This window comes from Rhizobium sp. 01N447_2, assembly GCF_056399245.1.
In genome coordinates this window covers 56,577-73,503 of record NZ_JBFTQY010000025.1, presented here as the reverse complement: position 1 = coordinate 73,503, position 16,927 = coordinate 56,577, and the positions used below count along the sequence as shown (strand labels likewise).

Here is a 16,927-nt window from a genome sequence, read left to right as displayed (position 1 = left end):
ATCTTCTGCTGGGCGCCGAGGCCGTCGCAGGTCGGGCAGGCGCCGAACGGGTTGTTGAAGGAGAAGAGCCTGGGTTCGATCTCGGGAATGGTGAAGCCGGAGACCGGGCAGGCGAATTTCTCCGAAAACAGCACGCGTTCATGCGTCTCGTTCAGCGACTTGTTCGCTGAACCGCCGGCCGATGTCTCCTCCGGCGGCAGCGGCTTGTCGGCGAATTCGGCAACCGCCAGCCCGTCGGCAAGCTTCAGGCAGGTCTCCAGACTGTCCGCCAGGCGCGCCGAAACGTCCGAGCGCACGACGATGCGGTCGACCACCACGTCGATGTCGTGTTTGTACTTCTTGTCGAGCACCGGCGCCTCGGCGATCTCGTAGAACTGGCCGTCGACCTTGACGCGCTGGAAGCCCTTCTTCATCAACTCCGCCAGTTCCTTCTTGTATTCGCCCTTGCGCCCGCGCACGAGCGGCGCAAGGATATAAAGACGGGTGCCCTCGCCGAAATCGAGGATACGGTCGACCATCTGGCTGACGGTCTGGCTCTCGATCGGCAGGCCGGTCGCCGGCGAATAGGGAACGCCGACGCGGGCAAAGAGCAGGCGCATATAGTCGTAGATCTCGGTCACGGTGCCGACCGTCGAGCGCGGATTGCGCGAGGTGGTCTTCTGCTCGATCGAGATTGCCGGCGACAGCCCGTCGATCTGGTCGACATCGGGCTTCTGCATCATCTCGAGGAACTGCCGGGCATAGGCCGACAGGCTCTCGACATAACGCCGCTGGCCCTCGGCATAGATCGTGTCGAAGGCGAGCGAGGATTTGCCCGAACCCGAAAGCCCGGTCATGACGATCAGCTTGTTACGCGGCAGATCGAGATCGATGCTCTTGAGATTATGCTCGCGCGCGCCGCGGATGGAGATCGTCTTCAGTTCGCTCATCGTCTCTGCTTTGGTTTTCTGGATGACAGCCCTTATTTAGTGATGCCGACGGGCGAGTCGAGGCTGAATATCCGCAAGGGCTCAAGGTTTTCGATTCTGTTGACAGGATCATACGGATAAACTAGAACAAATAAAGAACAAAATTCCTGATGGATGCATGCGGCGTTCTGATGGATAAACATGTGGATTAAATGCCGCCCATGCGCATCGGCGGTCCGTGATGGTTTAAGGTGCGCCGATCGATTAAACGCCGCCGGGCAGGGCGGCAGGCAGGGTGAGAAGCATGGCTGGTAGCGTGAATAAGGTAATTCTGATTGGAAACGTCGGTGCAGACCCCGAAATCCGCCGCACTCAGGATGGCCGGCCGATCGCCAATCTTCGTATCGCGACCTCGGAGACCTGGCGCGACCGCAATTCCGGCGAGCGCCGTGAGAAGACCGAATGGCACACTGTCGTCGTCTTCAACGAGGGCCTCTGCAAGGTCGTCGAGCAATATGTGAAGAAGGGCGCCAAGCTCTATATTGAAGGCCAGCTGCAGACCCGCAAGTGGCAGGACCAGCAGGGCCAGGATCGCTACAGCACGGAAGTGGTGCTTCAGGGTTTCGGTTCGACGCTGACGATGCTCGACGGCCGCGGTGAAGGCGGCGGCGCGAGCGGCGGCCGTGGCAGTGCCGGTGGCGGCAACGATTATGGCGACGATTACGGCGCCCCGGCTCCCGCCTCATCACCGAGCCGCGGCGGTGGCGGCGGCAGCAACTTCTCGCGGGATCTCGACGACGATATCCCGTTCTGATCGGTAGCCTTTCCTGGCTTACTGAAAGACTTGAGAGAGCATGATGCCTTGGATGGCGTCATGCTCTTTTTCGTTGATCTCTCGGCAGATGATTTGAGCCCGGGTAGGCGCCCCTTTTCAATGCGGCGTCGCGCTGATCAGATTGAACGCCGACTTAGCTCCGTCGACGACGAATTGTGCGGCGAGCGCTGCGAGGATGACGCCAAGAAGCCGTGTCAGGATTGCCCGGCCGGTGACGCCGAGGAAACGGTCCAGCCTTTCGGCGATGAGCAGCATGAGGAAGGTCAGCAGCAGATTGGCGGCAATGACGCCGATCAATTGCGCTTTCCCGATCGAGGTGGCCAGCGTGCCGGCAAGCAGGATCGTCGCCGAGATCGCACCCGGACCGGCAATCAGCGGCAAGGCGAGGGGGAAGACCGCGATATTCTCGATGTGATCCTTGGTGATCGCCGCCTCGGTCGCCTTCTCCTTGCGCTCCTGCCGCCTCTCGAACACCATCTCGAAGGCGATCCAGAACAGCAGCAGCCCGCCGGCGATGCGGAAGGCGCCGATCGAAATCCCGAGCACGCCGAGAACGCCGGCGCCGAACAGCGCGAAGACGGCGAGGATGATGAAGGCGATGGTCGAGCCGCGCAGCGCCACCTGCGTACGCTCGCTGCGGCTCATGCCTGTCGTCAGGCCTAGGAAGATCGGTGCGAGCCCCGGCGGATCGATGGTGACGAGCAGCGTCGTGAAGGCGTTGATCAATTGGTCGGCGCTTGCCATCGGCTCTCCGGAACCCCATATGGGTGTGTGGTTTTTTATGATTGTGAAGCGGGGATTCCGATTTGGCAAATATCCCGCGGCGGCCCGCAGCGGATTTGTCCGGTCTGGCCGCGCAACTTGTATGTTTTACCGTCTTTAAGCCGCAAAAGCCTGTTCAAAACGCGCTGTGAAATTGGCGTGGCAACAGGCTTTCCGCTATAAATCTTCAAGTGATTCTAGAAGAGATCGTGATCTGTTTTGACTGAGCAAACACCCCCCGGCGGCGGGAAGCTCCCGCCAGGCATCGAGCCCATCTCCATCATGGAGGAAATGCAGCGGTCGTATCTCGATTACGCCATGAGCGTCATCGTCAGCCGCGCGCTGCCCGACGTGCGCGACGGCCTGAAGCCCGTGCACCGGCGCATCCTCTACGGCATGTCCGAGCTCGGTATCGACTGGAACAAGAAATACGTCAAATGCGCCCGCGTCACCGGTGACGTGATGGGTAAATTCCATCCGCACGGCAATTCCGCGATCTATGATGCGCTCGCCCGCATGGCGCAGCCCTGGTCGCTGCGTCTGCCACTGATCGACGGTCAGGGTAATTTCGGCTCGGTCGATGGTGATCCGCCGGCGGCCGAACGTTATACCGAATGCCGTCTGGAAAAGGCTGCCCACTCGCTGCTCGACGATCTCGACAAGGAAACCGTCGATTTCCGCGACAACTACGACGGTACGCTCTCCGAGCCGGTCGTGGTGCCCGCCAAGTTCCCGAACCTGCTCGTCAATGGCGCCGGCGGCATCGCCGTCGGCATGGCGACCAACATCCCGCCGCACAATCTCTCCGAAGTCATCGACGGCTGCGTCGCGCTGATCGACGATCCGGCAATCGAGCTGCCGGAACTGATGCAGATCATTCCCGGCCCCGATTTCCCCACAGGTGCGAAGATCCTCGGCCGTGCCGGCATCCGATCCGCCTATGAGACCGGCCGCGGATCCGTCATCATGCGCGGCGTTGCCGCCATCGAGCCGATGCGCGGTGACCGCGAGCAGATCATCATCAGCGAGATTCCCTACCAGGTGAACAAGGCGACGATGATCGAGAAGATGGCCGAGCTGGTGCGCGACAAGCGCATCGAAGGCATCTCCGACCTGCGCGACGAATCCGACCGCCAGGGTTATCGCGTCGTCGTCGAGCTGAAGCGCGATGCCAATGCCGAGGTCATCCTCAACCAGCTTTATCGCTATACGCCGCTGCAGACGTCCTTCGGCTGCAACATGGTGGCGCTGAACGGCGGCAAGCCCGAACAGCTGACCCTGCTCGACATGCTGCGCGCTTTCGTCTCTTTCCGCGAGGAAGTCGTTAGCCGGAGAACGAAATTCCTGCTGCGCAAGGCGCGTGACCGCGCCCATGTGTTGGTCGGTCTCGCCATTGCCGTCGCCAATATCGACGAGGTCATCCGCGTCATCCGTCAGGCGCCCGATCCCCAGTCGGCCCGCGAAGAACTGATGACCCGTCGCTGGCCGGCGGAAGATGTCGAAAGCCTGATCCGTCTGATCGACGATCCGCGCCATCGCATCAATGAGGACCTGACCTACAATCTGTCGGAAGAGCAGGCCCGCGCCATCCTCGAACTGCGCCTTGCCCGCCTGACGGCGCTTGGCCGCGACGAAATCGGCGACGAACTCAACAAGATCGGCGAGGAAATCAAGGATTACCTCGATATTCTCTCCTCGCGCGTCCGCATCCAGACCATCGTCAAGGATGAACTCATCGCCGTCCGCGACGAGTTCGGCACGCCGCGCCGCACCGAGATCGTCGATGGCGGTCTCGAAATGGACGACGAGGATCTGATCGCCCGTGAAGACATGGTCGTCACCGTCTCGCATCTCGGTTATATCAAGCGCGTGCCGCTGACCACCTACCGCGCCCAGCGCCGCGGCGGCAAGGGTCGCTCCGGCATGACCACCCGCGACGAGGATTTTGTTAGCCGGCTATTCGTAGTCAATACTCACACGCCGGTGCTGTTCTTCTCTTCGCGTGGCATCGTCTACAAGGAGAAGGTCTGGCGCCTGCCTATCGGCACGCCGACCTCACGCGGCAAGGCGCTGATCAATATGCTGCCGCTCGCACCCGGTGAGCGTATCACCACCATCCTGCCTTTGCCCGAGGACGAGGCGAGCTGGGACAATCTCGACGTCATGTTCTCGACGACGCGCGGCACGGTTCGCCGCAACAAGCTGTCGGACTTCGTCCAGGTCAACCGCAACGGCAAGATCGCCATGAAGCTCGAGGAGGAGGGTGACGAAATCCTCTCCGTCGAGACCTGCACGGAAGATGACGACGTGCTGCTGACGACGGCGCTTGGCCAGTGCATCCGCTTCTCCGTCGACGACGTCCGGGTCTTTGCCGGCCGCAACTCGATCGGCGTGCGCGGCATCAATCTCGGCGATAGCGACCGCATCATCTCGATGACGATCGTCGGTCATGTCGATGCCGAGCCGTGGGAGCGTGCTGCCTATCTCAAGCGTTCCGCCACCGAACGCCGGGCGACGGGCGTGGATGAAGAGGATATTGCGCTGGTCGGTGAAGAGGTCACCGAAGAGGGACAACTCTCCGACGAGCGCTATGACGAGTTGAGAGCACGCGAACAATTCGTGCTCACCGTCTCCGAAAAGGGCTTCGGCAAGCGTTCGTCCTCCTACGATTTCCGCATCTCCGGCCGCGGCGGCAAGGGCATCCGCGCCACCGACACGTCGAAGACCGGCGAGATCGGCGAACTGGTCGCGGCCTTCCCTGTCGATGACGGCGACCAGATCATGCTGGTCTCCGATGGTGGTCAGTTGATCCGTGTGCCGGTCGGCGGTATCCGCATCGCCAGCCGCGCCACCAAGGGCGTCACCATCTTCTCGACGGCCAAGGACGAGAAAGTCGTCTCGGTCGAGCGCATCAGCGAGCCGGAGGAGGATGAGACGGAAGAGGCTGTCGAGGTCGTCGAAGGCGCCCCCGCTATGGACGAGGGTGCTGCCGGCGAAGGTGGCGGTGACGAAGCGCCGATTGCCGATGGCGATCCCGCCGGGCCTGCCGAGGAATGATCAAATGAACTGGGCGGCTTCGAGCCGCCCTTTTCTTTTCAAGCCGCCGTTTTTCTTTTCAAACCGGATGATCGTTGAGGACGACACCAAAAGAAAAAGCCGGACGCTGGGTAGCATCCGGCTTTGAATGGCCCTGGCGACGGAAGGGTGCCGCTCAAGGGTGGGAGAGGGTAGTAAGAAAGGAACGTCAGAATGCTCTATGGTTTTCGTTCAGAGCCTTCACCTCTTCGCCTTCGCGCCGGAGCGCTGAAATCGTCGAGGCCACAGACACGATGAACATGACGCTGATAAGGGCGGTGAGCACTGTCAAGATCGTGAACATAGGCATTCCTTTCCTGGGGAGTTGCGTTCTCGCCCCTCAGTACTGGCCCAGCACGGCCGTGCGGGCCGAAGCATAGGGACCATAAACCTTGGACGTATCGACCTTCTGATCATAGAGAGCGACAGTTGCGGTCAGCATGCCCGTGACCATTACCATCCAGAGCACGTTAATCATCGTAATCTTGCCGGGCATTTTTATTCCTTCCGCGCCGCATCTATGTATCGGTTGAATGAACGCATCCGCCTGTAAATGGTTCCGCCGGATGTTGATCGGGTGTTTACCAATGCCGATCTGAAGCGACCTTGAATGTCTCGTTCATCTGGCATTCAGATTCGAAGCTCGTTTTTTTCACGCAGCCGGCCCTGAGCGCGCACGATCGCTGCATGCTCTGCAAGCTCCGGCCGCACCCAGCTCATCTCGTATCGATCGGCGAAATAGCCATAGGCCATCTCGGCGACGAGGGAGGAAACGACGGCAAGTACAACGAGCACGATTAGCATGGACCTGGTCTTTCGGGGAGCGCCGGATGTCGGAATGGCATCGGCTGCTTTGATGATCGGAGTTAAGCAGATCGCGTCTGAAACGGCCTTGAACGGCACATTCATCCGCCGTTCAGCCGCCCGGAACGACTGGCCAAATCACTTGCGGCAAGGCAGCATCCGTGACAAAAGGCGTCAAACCAACGGTCAGGCCACATGACGACAGCTTTCTATCCGGGGTCCTTCGACCCGATCACCAATGGGCATGTGGATGTTCTGGTCCAGGCGCTCAACGTCGCCGAAAAGGTGATCGTCGCGATCGGCATCCATCCCGGCAAGGCGCCGCTCTTCTCCTTCGAGGAGAGAGCTGAACTGATCCGCCGTTCTCTGGCTGAAGCGCTGCCTGGCAAGACCGGCGACATCACCGTCGTCGCCTTCGACAATCTGGTCGTCGATGCCGCTCGCACCCATAGCGCCACGCTGTTGATCCGCGGCCTTCGTGACGGCACCGATCTCGATTACGAAATGCAGATGGCCGGCATGAACCGGACGATGGCGCCTGATATCCAGACCATCTTTTTGCCGGCGGGCACGGCCTCCCGGCCTATTACCGCCACATTGGTTCGCCAGATCGCCGCCATGGGCGGCGATGTCAGCGCTTTCGTGCCGGCCGCCGTCTTGCAAGCCCTCACATCCAAGCGCCCAAACTAGTAAGAACAAAGACTAGGCGGATACCGCCGCAACGGAGCTCATATGAAACTCTTCTATCTCGCATTTGCCGGCGTGCTGTATCTCGCCTCCTTCGCGGGGGATGCCTTCGCCCAGTCGGCCGATCACTATCTCACCATCCAGCTGAAGAACGGCCCTATCGTCATCCAGCTCATGCCTGAGGTGGCGCCGAAGCATGTCGCCCAGATCGAGGCGCTGGCCAAGAAGGGCGAGTATGACAACGTCGCCTTCCACCGCGTCATCGACGGCTTCATGGCCCAGACCGGCGACGTCAAATACGGCAACATGGAGAAGGGCTTCGATGCGAGCCTTGCCGGCACCGGCTCCTCCGATATGGCTGACATTCCGGCCGAGTTCTCCAAGACCCCGTTCGTGCGTGGCACGGTCGGCATGGCCCGCTCACAGGATCCGAATTCCGCCAATTCGCAGTTCTTCATCATGTTCGCCGAGGGTTCGTTCCTGAACGGCCAGTACACCGTCGTCGGCAAGGTCGTCTCCGGCATGGAGAATGTCGACAAGATCAAGAAGGGCGAAGGCCAGAACGGCGAAGTCAGCAATCCCGACCGGATGATCAAAGTCACCCTGGGCAAGAAGTAAGTTACGAGAGAAACAAGAGGAGAAGACAAATGGCCGAGATCAAGGATCCCGAAAACACCGTCATTCTGGAAACCACCAAGGGCAAGGTTGTCATTCAGCTTTTGCCGCAGGTCGCCCCGGAGCATGTCGCCCGCATCAAGGAACTCGCCCGCGAGAAGGCCTATGACGGCGTCGTCTTCCACCGCGTCATCCAGGATTTCATGGCCCAGACGGGCGACGTTGAATTCGGCAAGAAGGGCTCGGAAACCTTCAATCCCAGCCGCGCCGGCATGGGTGGCTCGTCGAAGCCGGATCTGAAGGCTGAATTCTCGGCGACCACGCATACGCGCGGCACCTGCTCGATGGCCCGTTCGCAGAACCCGAACTCGGCTAATTCGCAGTTCTTCATCTGCTTCACCGACGCGCCCTGGCTGAACAAGCAGTATTCCGTCTGGGGCCAGGTCATCGAAGGCATGGACAACGTCGACAAGATCAAGCGCGGCGAGCCGGTTTCCGATCCGGACTCGATCGTCTCCATGCGGGTTGCCGCCGACGTCTGATTGTGATTTCTGCTGAAACCCGCCTTTGCGCATAGCTGCGTGGGGCGGGTTTCGCTTTGCCTGAAAGTGCCCTGATGCGCGTAGACCTTTTCGATTTCGATCTGCCCGATGAACGCATCGCGTTGAGGCCCGCCGAGCCGCGCGACAGCGCGCGCCTGCTCGTCATCGATCCGAATGCGGAAAGCCACCTGTCGGACCATCGCGTCGGCGATCTCACGTCGTTCCTGCGGGCCGGCGACGCGTTGGTCTTCAACGATACCAAGGTCATTCCCGCCCAGCTCGAGGGCATCCGCCATCGCGACGGCGCCGGCGGCCAGCAGGTGTCTGCCACGCTGCACATGCGCACCGGCCCCAGCCGCTGGAAGGCCTTCGCCAAGCCCGGCAAACGCATCAAGGAGGGCGACCGCATCTCCTTCGGCCATTCCGGCGAGAGCTGCTTCTTCGGCTCGCTTGATGCCACCGTCGAGGAAAAGGGCGAGGCCGGCGAGGTGACGCTACTGTTCGATCTCTCCGGCCCGGCGCTTGACGAGGCGATCGCCGCCGTCGGCCATATTCCGCTGCCGCCCTATATCGCCGCCAAGCGTCCTGAGGACGCGCGCGACCGCGCGGATTACCAGACGATCTATGCCCGCGAGGAGGGTGCCGTTGCTGCCCCGACCGCCGGCCTGCATTTCACGCCAAGGCTGTTCGATGCGCTCGACAGAGCCGGCATCGAACGCCATTTTGTCACGCTGCACGTCGGCGCCGGCACCTTCCTGCCCGTCAAGGCCGACGATACCGCTGATCACAAGATGCATCTGGAAAGCGGCACCGTCAGCGCCGAGACGGCAGCACGGCTGAACGCCGTCAAAGCAAGCGGCGGGCGCATCGTCTGCGTCGGCACGACCTCGCTGCGGCTGATCGAAAGTGCGGCCGAAGAGAGTGGCGAAGTCCGCGCCTGGAGTGGCGCCACCGGCATCTTCATCACGCCGGGTTACCGCTTCAAGGCGGTCGACATGCTGATGACCAATTTCCACCTGCCGCGCTCGACGCTCTTCATGCTGGTCTCGGCCTTTGCCGGCTTCGAGACCATGCACGCGGCTTATAAACACGCCATTTCGACGGGCTACCGCTTCTACTCTTACGGCGACGCGAGCCTTCTTTTCCGGAAAGACAAATGACAGACAACTTCCAATTCACCCTGAAGAAGACCGATGCCGGCGCACGCTTAGGCCAGATCTCCATGCCGCGCGGCGAGATCCGCACGCCGGCCTTCATGCCGGTCGGCACCGTCGGCACTGTTAAGGCCATGTATCTCGACCAGGTGCGCGAGACCGGCGCCGATATCATCCTCGGCAATACCTATCACCTGATGCTGCGCCCGACCGCCGAGCGTGTCGCCCGTCTCGGCGGCCTGCATAAGCTCATTCGCTGGGAGCACCCGATTCTAACGGACTCTGGCGGTTTCCAGGTCATGTCGCTGTCCGGCCTGCGCAAGCTCGACGAGCAGGGCGTCACCTTCAAGTCGCATGTCGATGGTAGCCTCCACCATATGTCGCCAGAGCGCTCCATCGAAATCCAGGGGCTGCTCGGCTCCGACATCCAGATGCAGCTCGACGAATGCGTGGCGCTGCCGGCCGAGCCGAAGGAGATCGAGCGCGCCATGGAAATGTCGCTGCGCTGGGCCGAGCGCTGCAGGGTCGCCTTCGGCGAGCAGCCCGGCAAGGCGATGTTCGGCATCGTCCAGGGCGGCGATATCCCGGCACTGCGCATCCGCTCGGCCGAGGCGCTGAGCCAGCTCGACCTCAAGGGCTATGCGATCGGCGGCCTGGCGGTCGGCGAGCCGCAGGACGTCATGCTGCAGATGCTGGAAACGACGCTGCCGGTACTTTCTCTGGAAAAGCCGCGTTACCTCATGGGCGTCGGCACGCCGGATGATATCCTGAAATCGGTCGCCCGCGGCATCGACATGTTCGACTGCGTCATGCCGACCCGCTCCGGCCGCCATGGCCTGGCCTTTACCCGCCGCGGCAAGGTCAATATCCGCAATGCCCGCCATGCCGAGGATATGCGCCCGCTCGACGAACAGTCGAATTGCCCGGCCTCGCGCGACTATTCGCGTGCCTATCTGCACCATCTCGTCCGCTCCAACGAGGCGCTCGGCGGCATGCTGCTCTCCTGGCACAATCTCGCTTATTACCAGGAACTGATGCAGGGCATCCGCAAGGCGATCGCCGAAGGCCGCTTCGCCGATTTCATGGCGGAAACACAGGAGGAATGGGCGAGGGGCGACCTCCAGCCGGTGTAAGCTATTTCGCTCCCGCATTGCTTGCCGCGGGGACCGCAGACGCCCGATTTGGCGCAACCATCATTTTGAGCTTTTTGCGCACTGGCTCGTCGAAGCGAATGGCGACGATCCCAGCCGCAATGAAAATCGCTATCACGACGACCATACCGGATGCCGGAGAAGCCGGAAGGTCAAAGCCCTTTTGCCGCAGTGACTGCAGCAGACTGAAGATGGGCCCATGTAGAATATAAATCGGATAGGAAAGCCTCCCCAGCCAACGGAATAGCAGCTCGACCAAGCCGGTCTGCCTTGTGCGCATCGCAAGCCAGACAATGGCCGGAAAGACTACGAGGCATAATAAGAAATCAAAATACGGGAAACCGAAGAACGTGCTGGCCGATATGCCTGTGATGAAGATCAGGCATCCACACAGAAGAAGGCCGACAATGTTGCCGCTATTGGCCGTAGTCGGGTTCTGGATATCATATAGCCTGTAGAGGCAGATCCCGAGCGAGAACGAGAACAGCACCCTTGAAAAGCCAAATATGAAGTAGCCCGGCTGGTGACCGATGTCGAGGTTGCCTCCGACCAATGCCCCGCACATGGTGATGCCCGCAGTCCCCAAGGCGATGGCGAGCAAGCTTCTGAGTGACAGTCGTATTAGAAGGACGGAGAATAGCATCCCTGCCCAGAGCTCGAAGAAGAGCGACCAGCTAGGTTCGTTGAAAGGAAAGAGACTTTCCAGGTTTGTGCTTGGAATGAGCAGGATCGCCTTCAGCAGAAGGCCTGCCAGAGTGAAGTAGTCCAGCCCGTTTTGAAGTGCATAGTTGAAAAGGCCAATCGGAAGCGAAAGAAGATAAATTGGATAAAGCCGAATGATACGCTGCAGCAGAAATCCGGCGGGCGAAATCTGTCCCGTTGTCAGCTGCCTCTCATATGAATTTGCAAGAACGACGCCGCTCAATAGAAAGAAGAGGTCAACGGCAAGGTAACCGATATTCGCCGGTATCGGACCCAGCGTACCACCCGTGTGAAGGAACATGACCACGACAGCCGCAATTCCTCGCAACGCCTCAAGAGCTGTGAAAAATTGTTTGCCAGTCTTCAATATAACAACCCTCCGTTGGTATTTTGTTACTCCTGGAGGATTTCTAAATCGTTAGCGCAACGAGGCCGTGTAATCGATTGGGTCCTGTCGAAGAGAGGAGACAGCGCGTCAGATGCCCTTGCTGTCCGCGTCCGGCATGATCTGCACGCCGTTGATCCTGTAGCTGCCGTCCGGCTGGCGGGTGATCTGGTAGATCGCCGTCCAGTCCTTGCCGTCACGGCCCGAAATCAGCACCTCGTGATAGATCAGCGCGCCGTTGTCGATCGAGCGGCTGCGCCCGAAGGCGTAGTTGCCTGGGTGATAGACCGGCTCGTAGCTCTTCTTCACCATGGCGAAGAACAGGTTCTTGTCGGGATACATCGCCCTGATGCCGGGCGCGGCGAAGGAATAGGCGGTCTCGGCATCGTCCTTGAGGAAGGCTTTGATCTGTTCCTCGATCATCGTCCGCGTCGTGTCGATCGGATCTTCGGCGCGGGCCGATACGGGGGAGAGGGCGGATGCGGCACACAGGATGAGAACTGCGAAGAAGGCGCGCATGGATTGATCTCCGGCTCTATCGGGGGAATGATCCCCCGATAGGCAGAAGTGTAGGCGATTTCCAGAGCAATGCCAGCAAAAGTGCGCAGCGGTTTTGCGTCCGGAATTGCGCAAAACAAAAATCTAGAGCGGTTCTGCGCTTCCATGAAAAGCTGTACCGCTCGAGCGCAAGAAAAGCGGACTTTACGACCAGCGCCGGAAGAGAGCGCTGGCATTCACCCCGCCGAAGCCAAAACCGTTGGTAATCGCATAGTCCATCACCAGCGGCCGCGCTGTCTTGCCAACGATATCGATGCCGTCGGCGGCCGGATCCGCATACTCCAGGTTGCGGGTCGGCGGCGCGATCTGGTCGCGCAGCGCAAGGATGGTGAAGATCGCTTCCAGCCCGCCGGCGGCGCCAAGCAGGTGGCCGGTCGCCGATTTCGTCGCGCTGACGGCAATGCCGCCGTCGCGGCCGAAGACCGTGCCGATCGCCGCGATCTCGCCCCTGTCACCGACCGGTGTCGAGGTCGCATGCGCGTTCAGATGCCTGACCTGCGAAGCCGGGATCTTCGCCTGCTTGAGTGCCGTCTCCATCGCGCGGCGGGCGCCGTCGCCGTCTTCGGGGCCTGAGGTCATGTGGTAGGCGTCCGCCGCCGTGCCGTAGCCGACGAGTTCGGCGAGCGGTGTGGCGCCGCGGGCAAGTGCATGCTCCAGTGTTTCGATAACCAGGATGCCGGCGCCTTCGCCCATGACGAAACCGTCGCGCGCCGTGTCGAAGGGCCGAGATGCCAGCTCCGGCGTCTCGTTGAAGCCGGTGGAAAGCGCACGCGCAGCGGCAAAGCCGCCAAGGCTCACCTTGTCGATGCAGGCCTCGGCACCGCCGCAGATCGCCACATCGGCTTCGCCGGAGCGGATCAGCCGCGCCGCATCGCCGATCGCCTGGACGCTGGCCGCACAGGCCGTCACCGGAGCACCCAGCGGCCCCTTGAAGCCGTAGCGGATGCTGACCTGGCCGGCGGCAAGGTTGACGAGGAAGGACGGCACGGTGAAAGGCGACAGTCGCCGCACGCCACGCGTTTCGCCGATCCGCACCGCTTCGGCGATCGCCGGAAAGCCGCCGACGCCCGACGCGATGATCGTTGCCGTGCGCTCGCGCTCGCCTTCGTCGGTCGGCATCCAGCCAGCCTGTTTTACCGCTTGCTCCGTCGCCGCCATGGCGAAGTGGATGAAGCGGTCCATCTTCTTCTGGTCCTTAGGCGTGATGTAACGGTCTGGATCGAAGCCGGCTTGCGCATCCCCAGCGATGTCGGGAACGATACCGCCGACCTTGGCCGAGAGTTCGCCGACGATATCCTCCGCCAGCACCCTCAGCCCGGAACCGCCGTCGAGAAGACGCTTCCAGGCGGGCTCGACGCCGGTGCCGAGTGGCGAGACAAGTCCCATGCCGGTGACAACGATGCGATCCATTGTATTTTCCTCCGACAGCGCCGCGCGTTTTTCAGACGCGCAAAGGACGCTGTAACTTTTTGAATTAGGCGTCGATGCCGAGATACCAGGCGCGCATGCGGGCGATCCGCTCGTGCACTTCACCATCGGCGGCGGGGCCTGCAAGCAGGCTGGTGTTTTCTGGTGTCACTGGTTCGCCGGTCCGTGCATCGACCAGCATCGTCTGGCGCTCTCTGCCGGAAGCGGCATCGCCCAAGAGAAAGGCGAGGTCCTCTTCGGGGATGTGCCGGCTTCCCCAGGAAAACAGCGTCATCAGAACAGGAAAGAAATCACGGCCCTTGTCCGTCAGCAGATATTCGTAGCGGGCAGGGCGCTGATGGTAGAGCCGCCGTTCGAACAACCCCTTTTCCGTCAGATGTTTGAGCCGCCGCGTCAGGATGTTCGGCGCCACGCCGAGGCTCTTCTGGAATTCGTCGAAGCGCGAAAGCCCCTGGAAGGCGTCGCGCAGGATCAGCATGCTCCACCAGTCGCCGACGCTGTCGAGCGCGCGCGCCGCCGGGCATTTGAAGTCGCTGAAGCTCGTCCGTTGCATGGCTAATGTCACTATAGCAGTAACTATCATCATGCAAGTTACTATCTGGCGTCGCCCTCGAAAATGCGGGCGAGCAGAATGCCGGTGACGAGCATGCCGGCCGCCACGAAGATCGTATCGCCCGGCGTGCCGATATAGAGCGGCCCGACATTGGCAAAGAGCAGGAAGGCGACGAGGAAATTCGCCCAGCCCCAGACGGCATTGGCTGTCGGCGAGCCAAGCTTTGCCCCTTGCGCGAATGGGATGCGGAACGGCCTGCCACTGACGCCGTTGACGAAATGTGGGACGCCGTTGGTCAGAAATGCCGCGGCGATGAAATGGGCGATATAGGCGATCCAGGGCAAAGGCTTCTCCGTTGCGGCACGAGTGGCGTCAACGGAGAATGTGGCCGGGAATTTCATGCCGGCAAGAGGAGACTAAAGCATGTCGCGCAAAAGTGTGCAGCGGTTTTGCGGCAACGACATGCGTAAAAACAAAGAGTTAAAGCGCAAGGAGCGAATCTGAAAGATCGCGACGCGCTTTAGAAACGCACGTGGTGCGGCCGCCCGCCGTCGAATAGCGACGGGCCTGGCCGGGTCAGATCAGCACGAAATCCTTGAAGTGAAGCGCCGGAGAATTGTCGAGATCGGCGACATGGATTGCCGCACCCGCGGCACTTCCATCCGCATCAAAGGATAGAATGCCGCTGGCCTGGTCGTAGATCAGTCTATCGTCAGCTTCGAGCGCTTTCGTTCCGACAACGAAATTCTCATCTGAAAATCCGGATAGGCTGAGTGCGGCGAAAATCGAATGGTCGAGCAGCAGCTTGTCGCCGGCCGCCGAGGAGAAATCCCGGATCTTGTCGATGCTCACATTGTCGGGCTTAACGTCGAAAACGAAGGAATCGGCCCCTCCGCCGCCGGTCAGAATGTCTGCGCCGGCTTTGCCGATCAGCTTGTCGTTGCCGAGCCCGCCGCTCATCTGGTCGGCGCCTTTGCCGCCATTGAGACTGTTGCTGCCGTCGTTGCCGGTCAGCACGTTGGACGTGTTGTTGCCCGTCGCGCTGAGATTGGCCGTTCCGGTCAAGGCAAGGTTCTCGATCGTTCCGGCCGTGCGCTTCAGATCGGCCAGGCTGAAGGAAGTCGAAGCCTTGACGGTGTCCTTACCGGATCCGCCTGTTTCATCGGCAAAATCGCCGGCATTGTCGACCACATAAGTATCGTTGCCGGCGCGCCCCGACATGTGGTCGGCGCCGGTGCTTCCATCGAGGATATTGTTGCCGGAATTGCCGACGAGAACATTCGCCAGGCCATTTCCGGTGCCGTTCAGATTGGCGGTGCCGGTCAACGTCAGATTCTCGACGTTTCCGATCGTATGCGCCGTATCCTTGAGGCTGAAGCTGATCGACGACATGACGGTATCGGTTCCGCCGCCCCGGCTTTCGTCGACGATTTGAGCGGGGTTGCTCACGGTGAATATGTCGTTGCCCGTGCCGCCATAGATATGGCCGGTGGCCGGCGGCGGCGTGCTGGCACTGCCGCTTTCGATGTCAATGATAACGGGATGGTCGACGACATCAACCGTCAGCGACGAGACATCACTGAGGCTTTTGATCGCCGTCGTTCCGGTCAGCGGGTCGAAGACCTTCACGGAGCCGAACGCGGCGCCGAGATTGACTTTGACGGCCGTGTTCGCAGCCTGAATGGCTGTATCGGTGGACTGGTTCCAGATATCGGGCTCATTCCAGATGGTGATCTGGTAGCTTCCGTCCGATTTTTCCGTCAGCAGGCTACGGGCCGAGGACGGCAGACCGTCGATCGAATAATTGAGGGTCCCCGTGCTGAAGCTCGCCTTCGCAGCGCCGTCGTCCGCAAGGATTTCGGTCAGATTGTGGATCGCCGTCGCAGCCGGCTTGGCGGAATAGTCGAGATGAAAAAGGCCGAAATGCTTTTCCTGATTGGTGCCCTGCGGATCGGAATAGGCGTCCAGCAGCTCGTAGATGAACGTCTGTTTCGATCCAAGTGCGGCGCCGTCCATCAGCGTATTGAGCAGGAGTTTTGCCTGCGTCGCTTCACTGACGCCTTCCCAGCCACCATTGGTGTCGGCGGTGAGCGAGGTGTGGTACCCGGTCTCGGTGATCGCCAGCGGCTTGCCCGGATCGGCAGAGCGCTGAACGCCGGATTCTCGGGAAAGCCATGAATATGGCTGGTCGCCATCCTTCGCATAGGTGTGGATCGTCGTGTAGTCGGAGGCGGAAGCGACCGTATATCCGGTAAAGCCGAGAACGGGGATGTTTTTCAGCAAGGGATCGGCGTTGACGGCGGCAGAGAGGTCTTTCTGATAGGCGACCGCTGCGGCCTGGCCACTCAGGCCATGATAGCTGACCGGCCAGTTGTTGACTTCGTTCGGACCTTCGATACCGACGACCGATCCGGGATGGGCCTGCACGAAACCATGCAGCCGCTGGGCGACGGCGGCGGGGTCGACTTCCCGTTGGGCGCTGAAGACGAATTGCACGCCGGCTTCGGCCGTATCGCCGAGATGCGTTTGGCCGTTGGGGTCGGAAGCGGAGTTGGGGGCATGATCGCGGACGGTATCAAGGCCAAGATAGTCGAGAGCCTTAACAACTTCTCCGACATTGGAATATTTTCCGTCGGTGTAGTCGATATGCGTATCAATTCCAAAGGAACGAATAATATCGTTTATTCTAACGGCTTGAGCCATAAGCTTTTCTCCCGGTTTACGAGGGAAGTGGCAATGGGAAAGAATCCCCATTTGTGGCTGCCAAT

Annotated in this window: 18 protein-coding genes and 1 pseudogene; 8 read left to right on the top strand and 11 right to left on the bottom strand. The window is 60.7% G+C overall.

The window, feature by feature from the left end; all coding sequences use genetic code 11:
- A pseudogene (locus tag AC1ECN_RS18900) lies at nucleotides 1–929 on the bottom strand (excinuclease ABC subunit UvrA); the annotation flags it as partial.
- Between the two features lie 283 nt (nucleotides 930–1,212).
- Here AC1ECN_RS18900 and AC1ECN_RS18895 point away from each other — a divergent pair.
- A complete protein-coding gene (locus AC1ECN_RS18895; protein WP_130672585.1) occupies nucleotides 1,213–1,722 on the top strand; it encodes a single-stranded DNA-binding protein in 510 nt (169 codons plus the stop codon).
- 117 nt (nucleotides 1,723–1,839) lie between these two features.
- On the opposite strand, the gene AC1ECN_RS18890 is transcribed toward AC1ECN_RS18895, so the two are convergent.
- Nucleotides 1,840–2,487, bottom strand: a complete 648-nt coding sequence (locus tag AC1ECN_RS18890; protein WP_018069570.1) for a MarC family protein — start codon at nucleotides 2,485–2,487, stop codon at nucleotides 1,840–1,842.
- A gap of 237 nt (nucleotides 2,488–2,724) precedes the next feature.
- Here AC1ECN_RS18890 and gyrA point away from each other — a divergent pair, with 237 nt between their 5' ends.
- A complete protein-coding gene (gyrA, locus tag AC1ECN_RS18885) occupies nucleotides 2,725–5,562 on the top strand; it encodes a DNA gyrase subunit A (protein ID WP_130672586.1) in 2,838 nt (945 codons plus the stop codon).
- A 4-nt stretch (nucleotides 5,563–5,566) separates the two neighbouring features.
- On the top strand, nucleotides 5,567–5,689 hold the full coding sequence (locus tag AC1ECN_RS18880; RefSeq protein ID WP_281033847.1) for a hypothetical protein: 123 nt from the start codon (nucleotides 5,567–5,569) through the stop codon (nucleotides 5,687–5,689).
- A 60-nt stretch (nucleotides 5,690–5,749) separates the two neighbouring features.
- Here the strand turns inward: AC1ECN_RS18880 and AC1ECN_RS18875 are convergent, their stop codons facing one another.
- From AC1ECN_RS18875 to AC1ECN_RS18865, 3 genes are all read right to left on the bottom strand, one after another.
- Nucleotides 5,750–5,884 (bottom strand): hypothetical protein, encoded by a 135-nt coding sequence (locus AC1ECN_RS18875; protein WP_280764420.1) that lies wholly within the window; start codon nucleotides 5,882–5,884, stop codon nucleotides 5,750–5,752.
- Between the two features lie 36 nt (nucleotides 5,885–5,920).
- On the bottom strand, nucleotides 5,921–6,076 hold the full coding sequence (locus AC1ECN_RS18870; protein ID WP_003539654.1) for a hypothetical protein: 156 nt from the start codon (nucleotides 6,074–6,076) through the stop codon (nucleotides 5,921–5,923).
- Nucleotides 6,077–6,210: 134 nt separating this feature from the next.
- The gene (locus AC1ECN_RS18865; protein WP_130672587.1) at nucleotides 6,211–6,489 is read right to left on the bottom strand and encodes a hypothetical protein; all 279 of its coding nucleotides are present in this window, start codon (nucleotides 6,487–6,489) and stop codon (nucleotides 6,211–6,213) included.
- A 90-nt stretch (nucleotides 6,490–6,579) separates the two neighbouring features.
- On the opposite strand from AC1ECN_RS18865, the gene coaD reads away from it, so the two are divergent.
- From coaD to tgt, 5 genes are all read left to right on the top strand, one after another.
- On the top strand, nucleotides 6,580–7,074 hold the full coding sequence (gene coaD / locus AC1ECN_RS18860; protein WP_130672588.1) for a pantetheine-phosphate adenylyltransferase: 495 nt from the start codon (nucleotides 6,580–6,582) through the stop codon (nucleotides 7,072–7,074).
- Between the two features lie 42 nt (nucleotides 7,075–7,116).
- The gene (locus AC1ECN_RS18855; RefSeq protein WP_130672589.1) at nucleotides 7,117–7,689 is read left to right on the top strand and encodes a peptidylprolyl isomerase; all 573 of its coding nucleotides are present in this window, start codon (nucleotides 7,117–7,119) and stop codon (nucleotides 7,687–7,689) included.
- 29 nt (nucleotides 7,690–7,718) lie between these two features.
- The gene (locus AC1ECN_RS18850) at nucleotides 7,719–8,228 is read left to right on the top strand and encodes a peptidylprolyl isomerase (protein WP_003539661.1); all 510 of its coding nucleotides are present in this window, start codon (nucleotides 7,719–7,721) and stop codon (nucleotides 8,226–8,228) included.
- Nucleotides 8,229–8,302: 74 nt separating this feature from the next.
- Nucleotides 8,303–9,388 (top strand): tRNA preQ1(34) S-adenosylmethionine ribosyltransferase-isomerase QueA, encoded by a 1,086-nt coding sequence (gene queA / locus AC1ECN_RS18845; RefSeq protein WP_130672590.1) that lies wholly within the window; start codon nucleotides 8,303–8,305, stop codon nucleotides 9,386–9,388.
- Nucleotides 9,385–10,515 (top strand): tRNA guanosine(34) transglycosylase Tgt, encoded by a 1,131-nt coding sequence (gene tgt / locus AC1ECN_RS18840; RefSeq protein ID WP_130672591.1) that lies wholly within the window; start codon nucleotides 9,385–9,387, stop codon nucleotides 10,513–10,515. Before queA ends, tgt begins: the two co-directional genes overlap by 4 nt.
- A gap of 1 nt (nucleotide 10,516) precedes the next feature.
- On the opposite strand, the gene AC1ECN_RS18835 is transcribed toward tgt, so the two are convergent.
- From AC1ECN_RS18835 to AC1ECN_RS18810, 6 genes are all read right to left on the bottom strand, one after another.
- Entirely contained in the window at nucleotides 10,517–11,602 is a 1,086-nt protein-coding gene (locus tag AC1ECN_RS18835; RefSeq protein WP_130661587.1) for an acyltransferase family protein, read from the bottom strand.
- 108 nt (nucleotides 11,603–11,710) lie between these two features.
- A complete protein-coding gene (locus AC1ECN_RS18830) occupies nucleotides 11,711–12,139 on the bottom strand; it encodes a DUF4864 domain-containing protein (protein ID WP_075223840.1) in 429 nt (142 codons plus the stop codon).
- A gap of 183 nt (nucleotides 12,140–12,322) precedes the next feature.
- Nucleotides 12,323–13,588: a beta-ketoacyl-ACP synthase II gene (fabF, locus tag AC1ECN_RS18825; RefSeq protein ID WP_477953792.1), complete on the bottom strand. Its 1,266-nt coding sequence runs from the start codon at nucleotides 13,586–13,588 to the stop codon at nucleotides 12,323–12,325.
- Nucleotides 13,589–13,652: 64 nt separating this feature from the next.
- Entirely contained in the window at nucleotides 13,653–14,159 is a 507-nt protein-coding gene (locus AC1ECN_RS18820; protein WP_130661588.1) for a winged helix-turn-helix transcriptional regulator, read from the bottom strand.
- A gap of 41 nt (nucleotides 14,160–14,200) precedes the next feature.
- Nucleotides 14,201–14,503, bottom strand: a complete 303-nt coding sequence (locus AC1ECN_RS18815) for a hypothetical protein (RefSeq protein ID WP_018069558.1) — start codon at nucleotides 14,501–14,503, stop codon at nucleotides 14,201–14,203.
- Nucleotides 14,504–14,735: 232 nt separating this feature from the next.
- Nucleotides 14,736–16,862: a calcium-binding protein gene (locus AC1ECN_RS18810; RefSeq protein ID WP_130661589.1), complete on the bottom strand. Its 2,127-nt coding sequence runs from the start codon at nucleotides 16,860–16,862 to the stop codon at nucleotides 14,736–14,738.
- Nucleotides 16,863–16,927: the final 65 nt, after the last annotated feature.

Coding starts and splice junctions, on each gene's coding strand:
- AC1ECN_RS18810 (WP_130661589.1), bottom strand. CDS start 16,862: ATGGCTCAAGCCGTTAGAATAAACGATATTATTCGTTCCTTTGGAATT.
- AC1ECN_RS18875 (WP_280764420.1), bottom strand. CDS start 5,884: ATGTTCACGATCTTGACAGTGCTCACCGCCCTTATCAGCGTCATGTTC.
- AC1ECN_RS18865 (WP_130672587.1), bottom strand. CDS start 6,489: ATGAATGTGCCGTTCAAGGCCGTTTCAGACGCGATCTGCTTAACTCCG.
- AC1ECN_RS18890 (WP_018069570.1), bottom strand. CDS start 2,487: ATGGCAAGCGCCGACCAATTGATCAACGCCTTCACGACGCTGCTCGTC.
- coaD (WP_130672588.1), top strand. CDS start 6,580: ATGACGACAGCTTTCTATCCGGGGTCCTTCGACCCGATCACCAATGGG.
- AC1ECN_RS18880 (WP_281033847.1), top strand. CDS start 5,567: ATGAACTGGGCGGCTTCGAGCCGCCCTTTTCTTTTCAAGCCGCCGTTT.
- AC1ECN_RS18895 (WP_130672585.1), top strand. CDS start 1,213: ATGGCTGGTAGCGTGAATAAGGTAATTCTGATTGGAAACGTCGGTGCA.
- AC1ECN_RS18830 (WP_075223840.1), bottom strand. CDS start 12,139: ATGCGCGCCTTCTTCGCAGTTCTCATCCTGTGTGCCGCATCCGCCCTC.
- AC1ECN_RS18820 (WP_130661588.1), bottom strand. CDS start 14,159: ATGCAACGGACGAGCTTCAGCGACTTCAAATGCCCGGCGGCGCGCGCG.
- AC1ECN_RS18870 (WP_003539654.1), bottom strand. CDS start 6,076: ATGCCCGGCAAGATTACGATGATTAACGTGCTCTGGATGGTAATGGTC.
- AC1ECN_RS18855 (WP_130672589.1), top strand. CDS start 7,117: ATGAAACTCTTCTATCTCGCATTTGCCGGCGTGCTGTATCTCGCCTCC.
- tgt (WP_130672591.1), top strand. CDS start 9,385: ATGACAGACAACTTCCAATTCACCCTGAAGAAGACCGATGCCGGCGCA.
- AC1ECN_RS18850 (WP_003539661.1), top strand. CDS start 7,719: ATGGCCGAGATCAAGGATCCCGAAAACACCGTCATTCTGGAAACCACC.
- fabF (WP_477953792.1), bottom strand. CDS start 13,588: ATGGATCGCATCGTTGTCACCGGCATGGGACTTGTCTCGCCACTCGGC.
- queA (WP_130672590.1), top strand. CDS start 8,303: ATGCGCGTAGACCTTTTCGATTTCGATCTGCCCGATGAACGCATCGCG.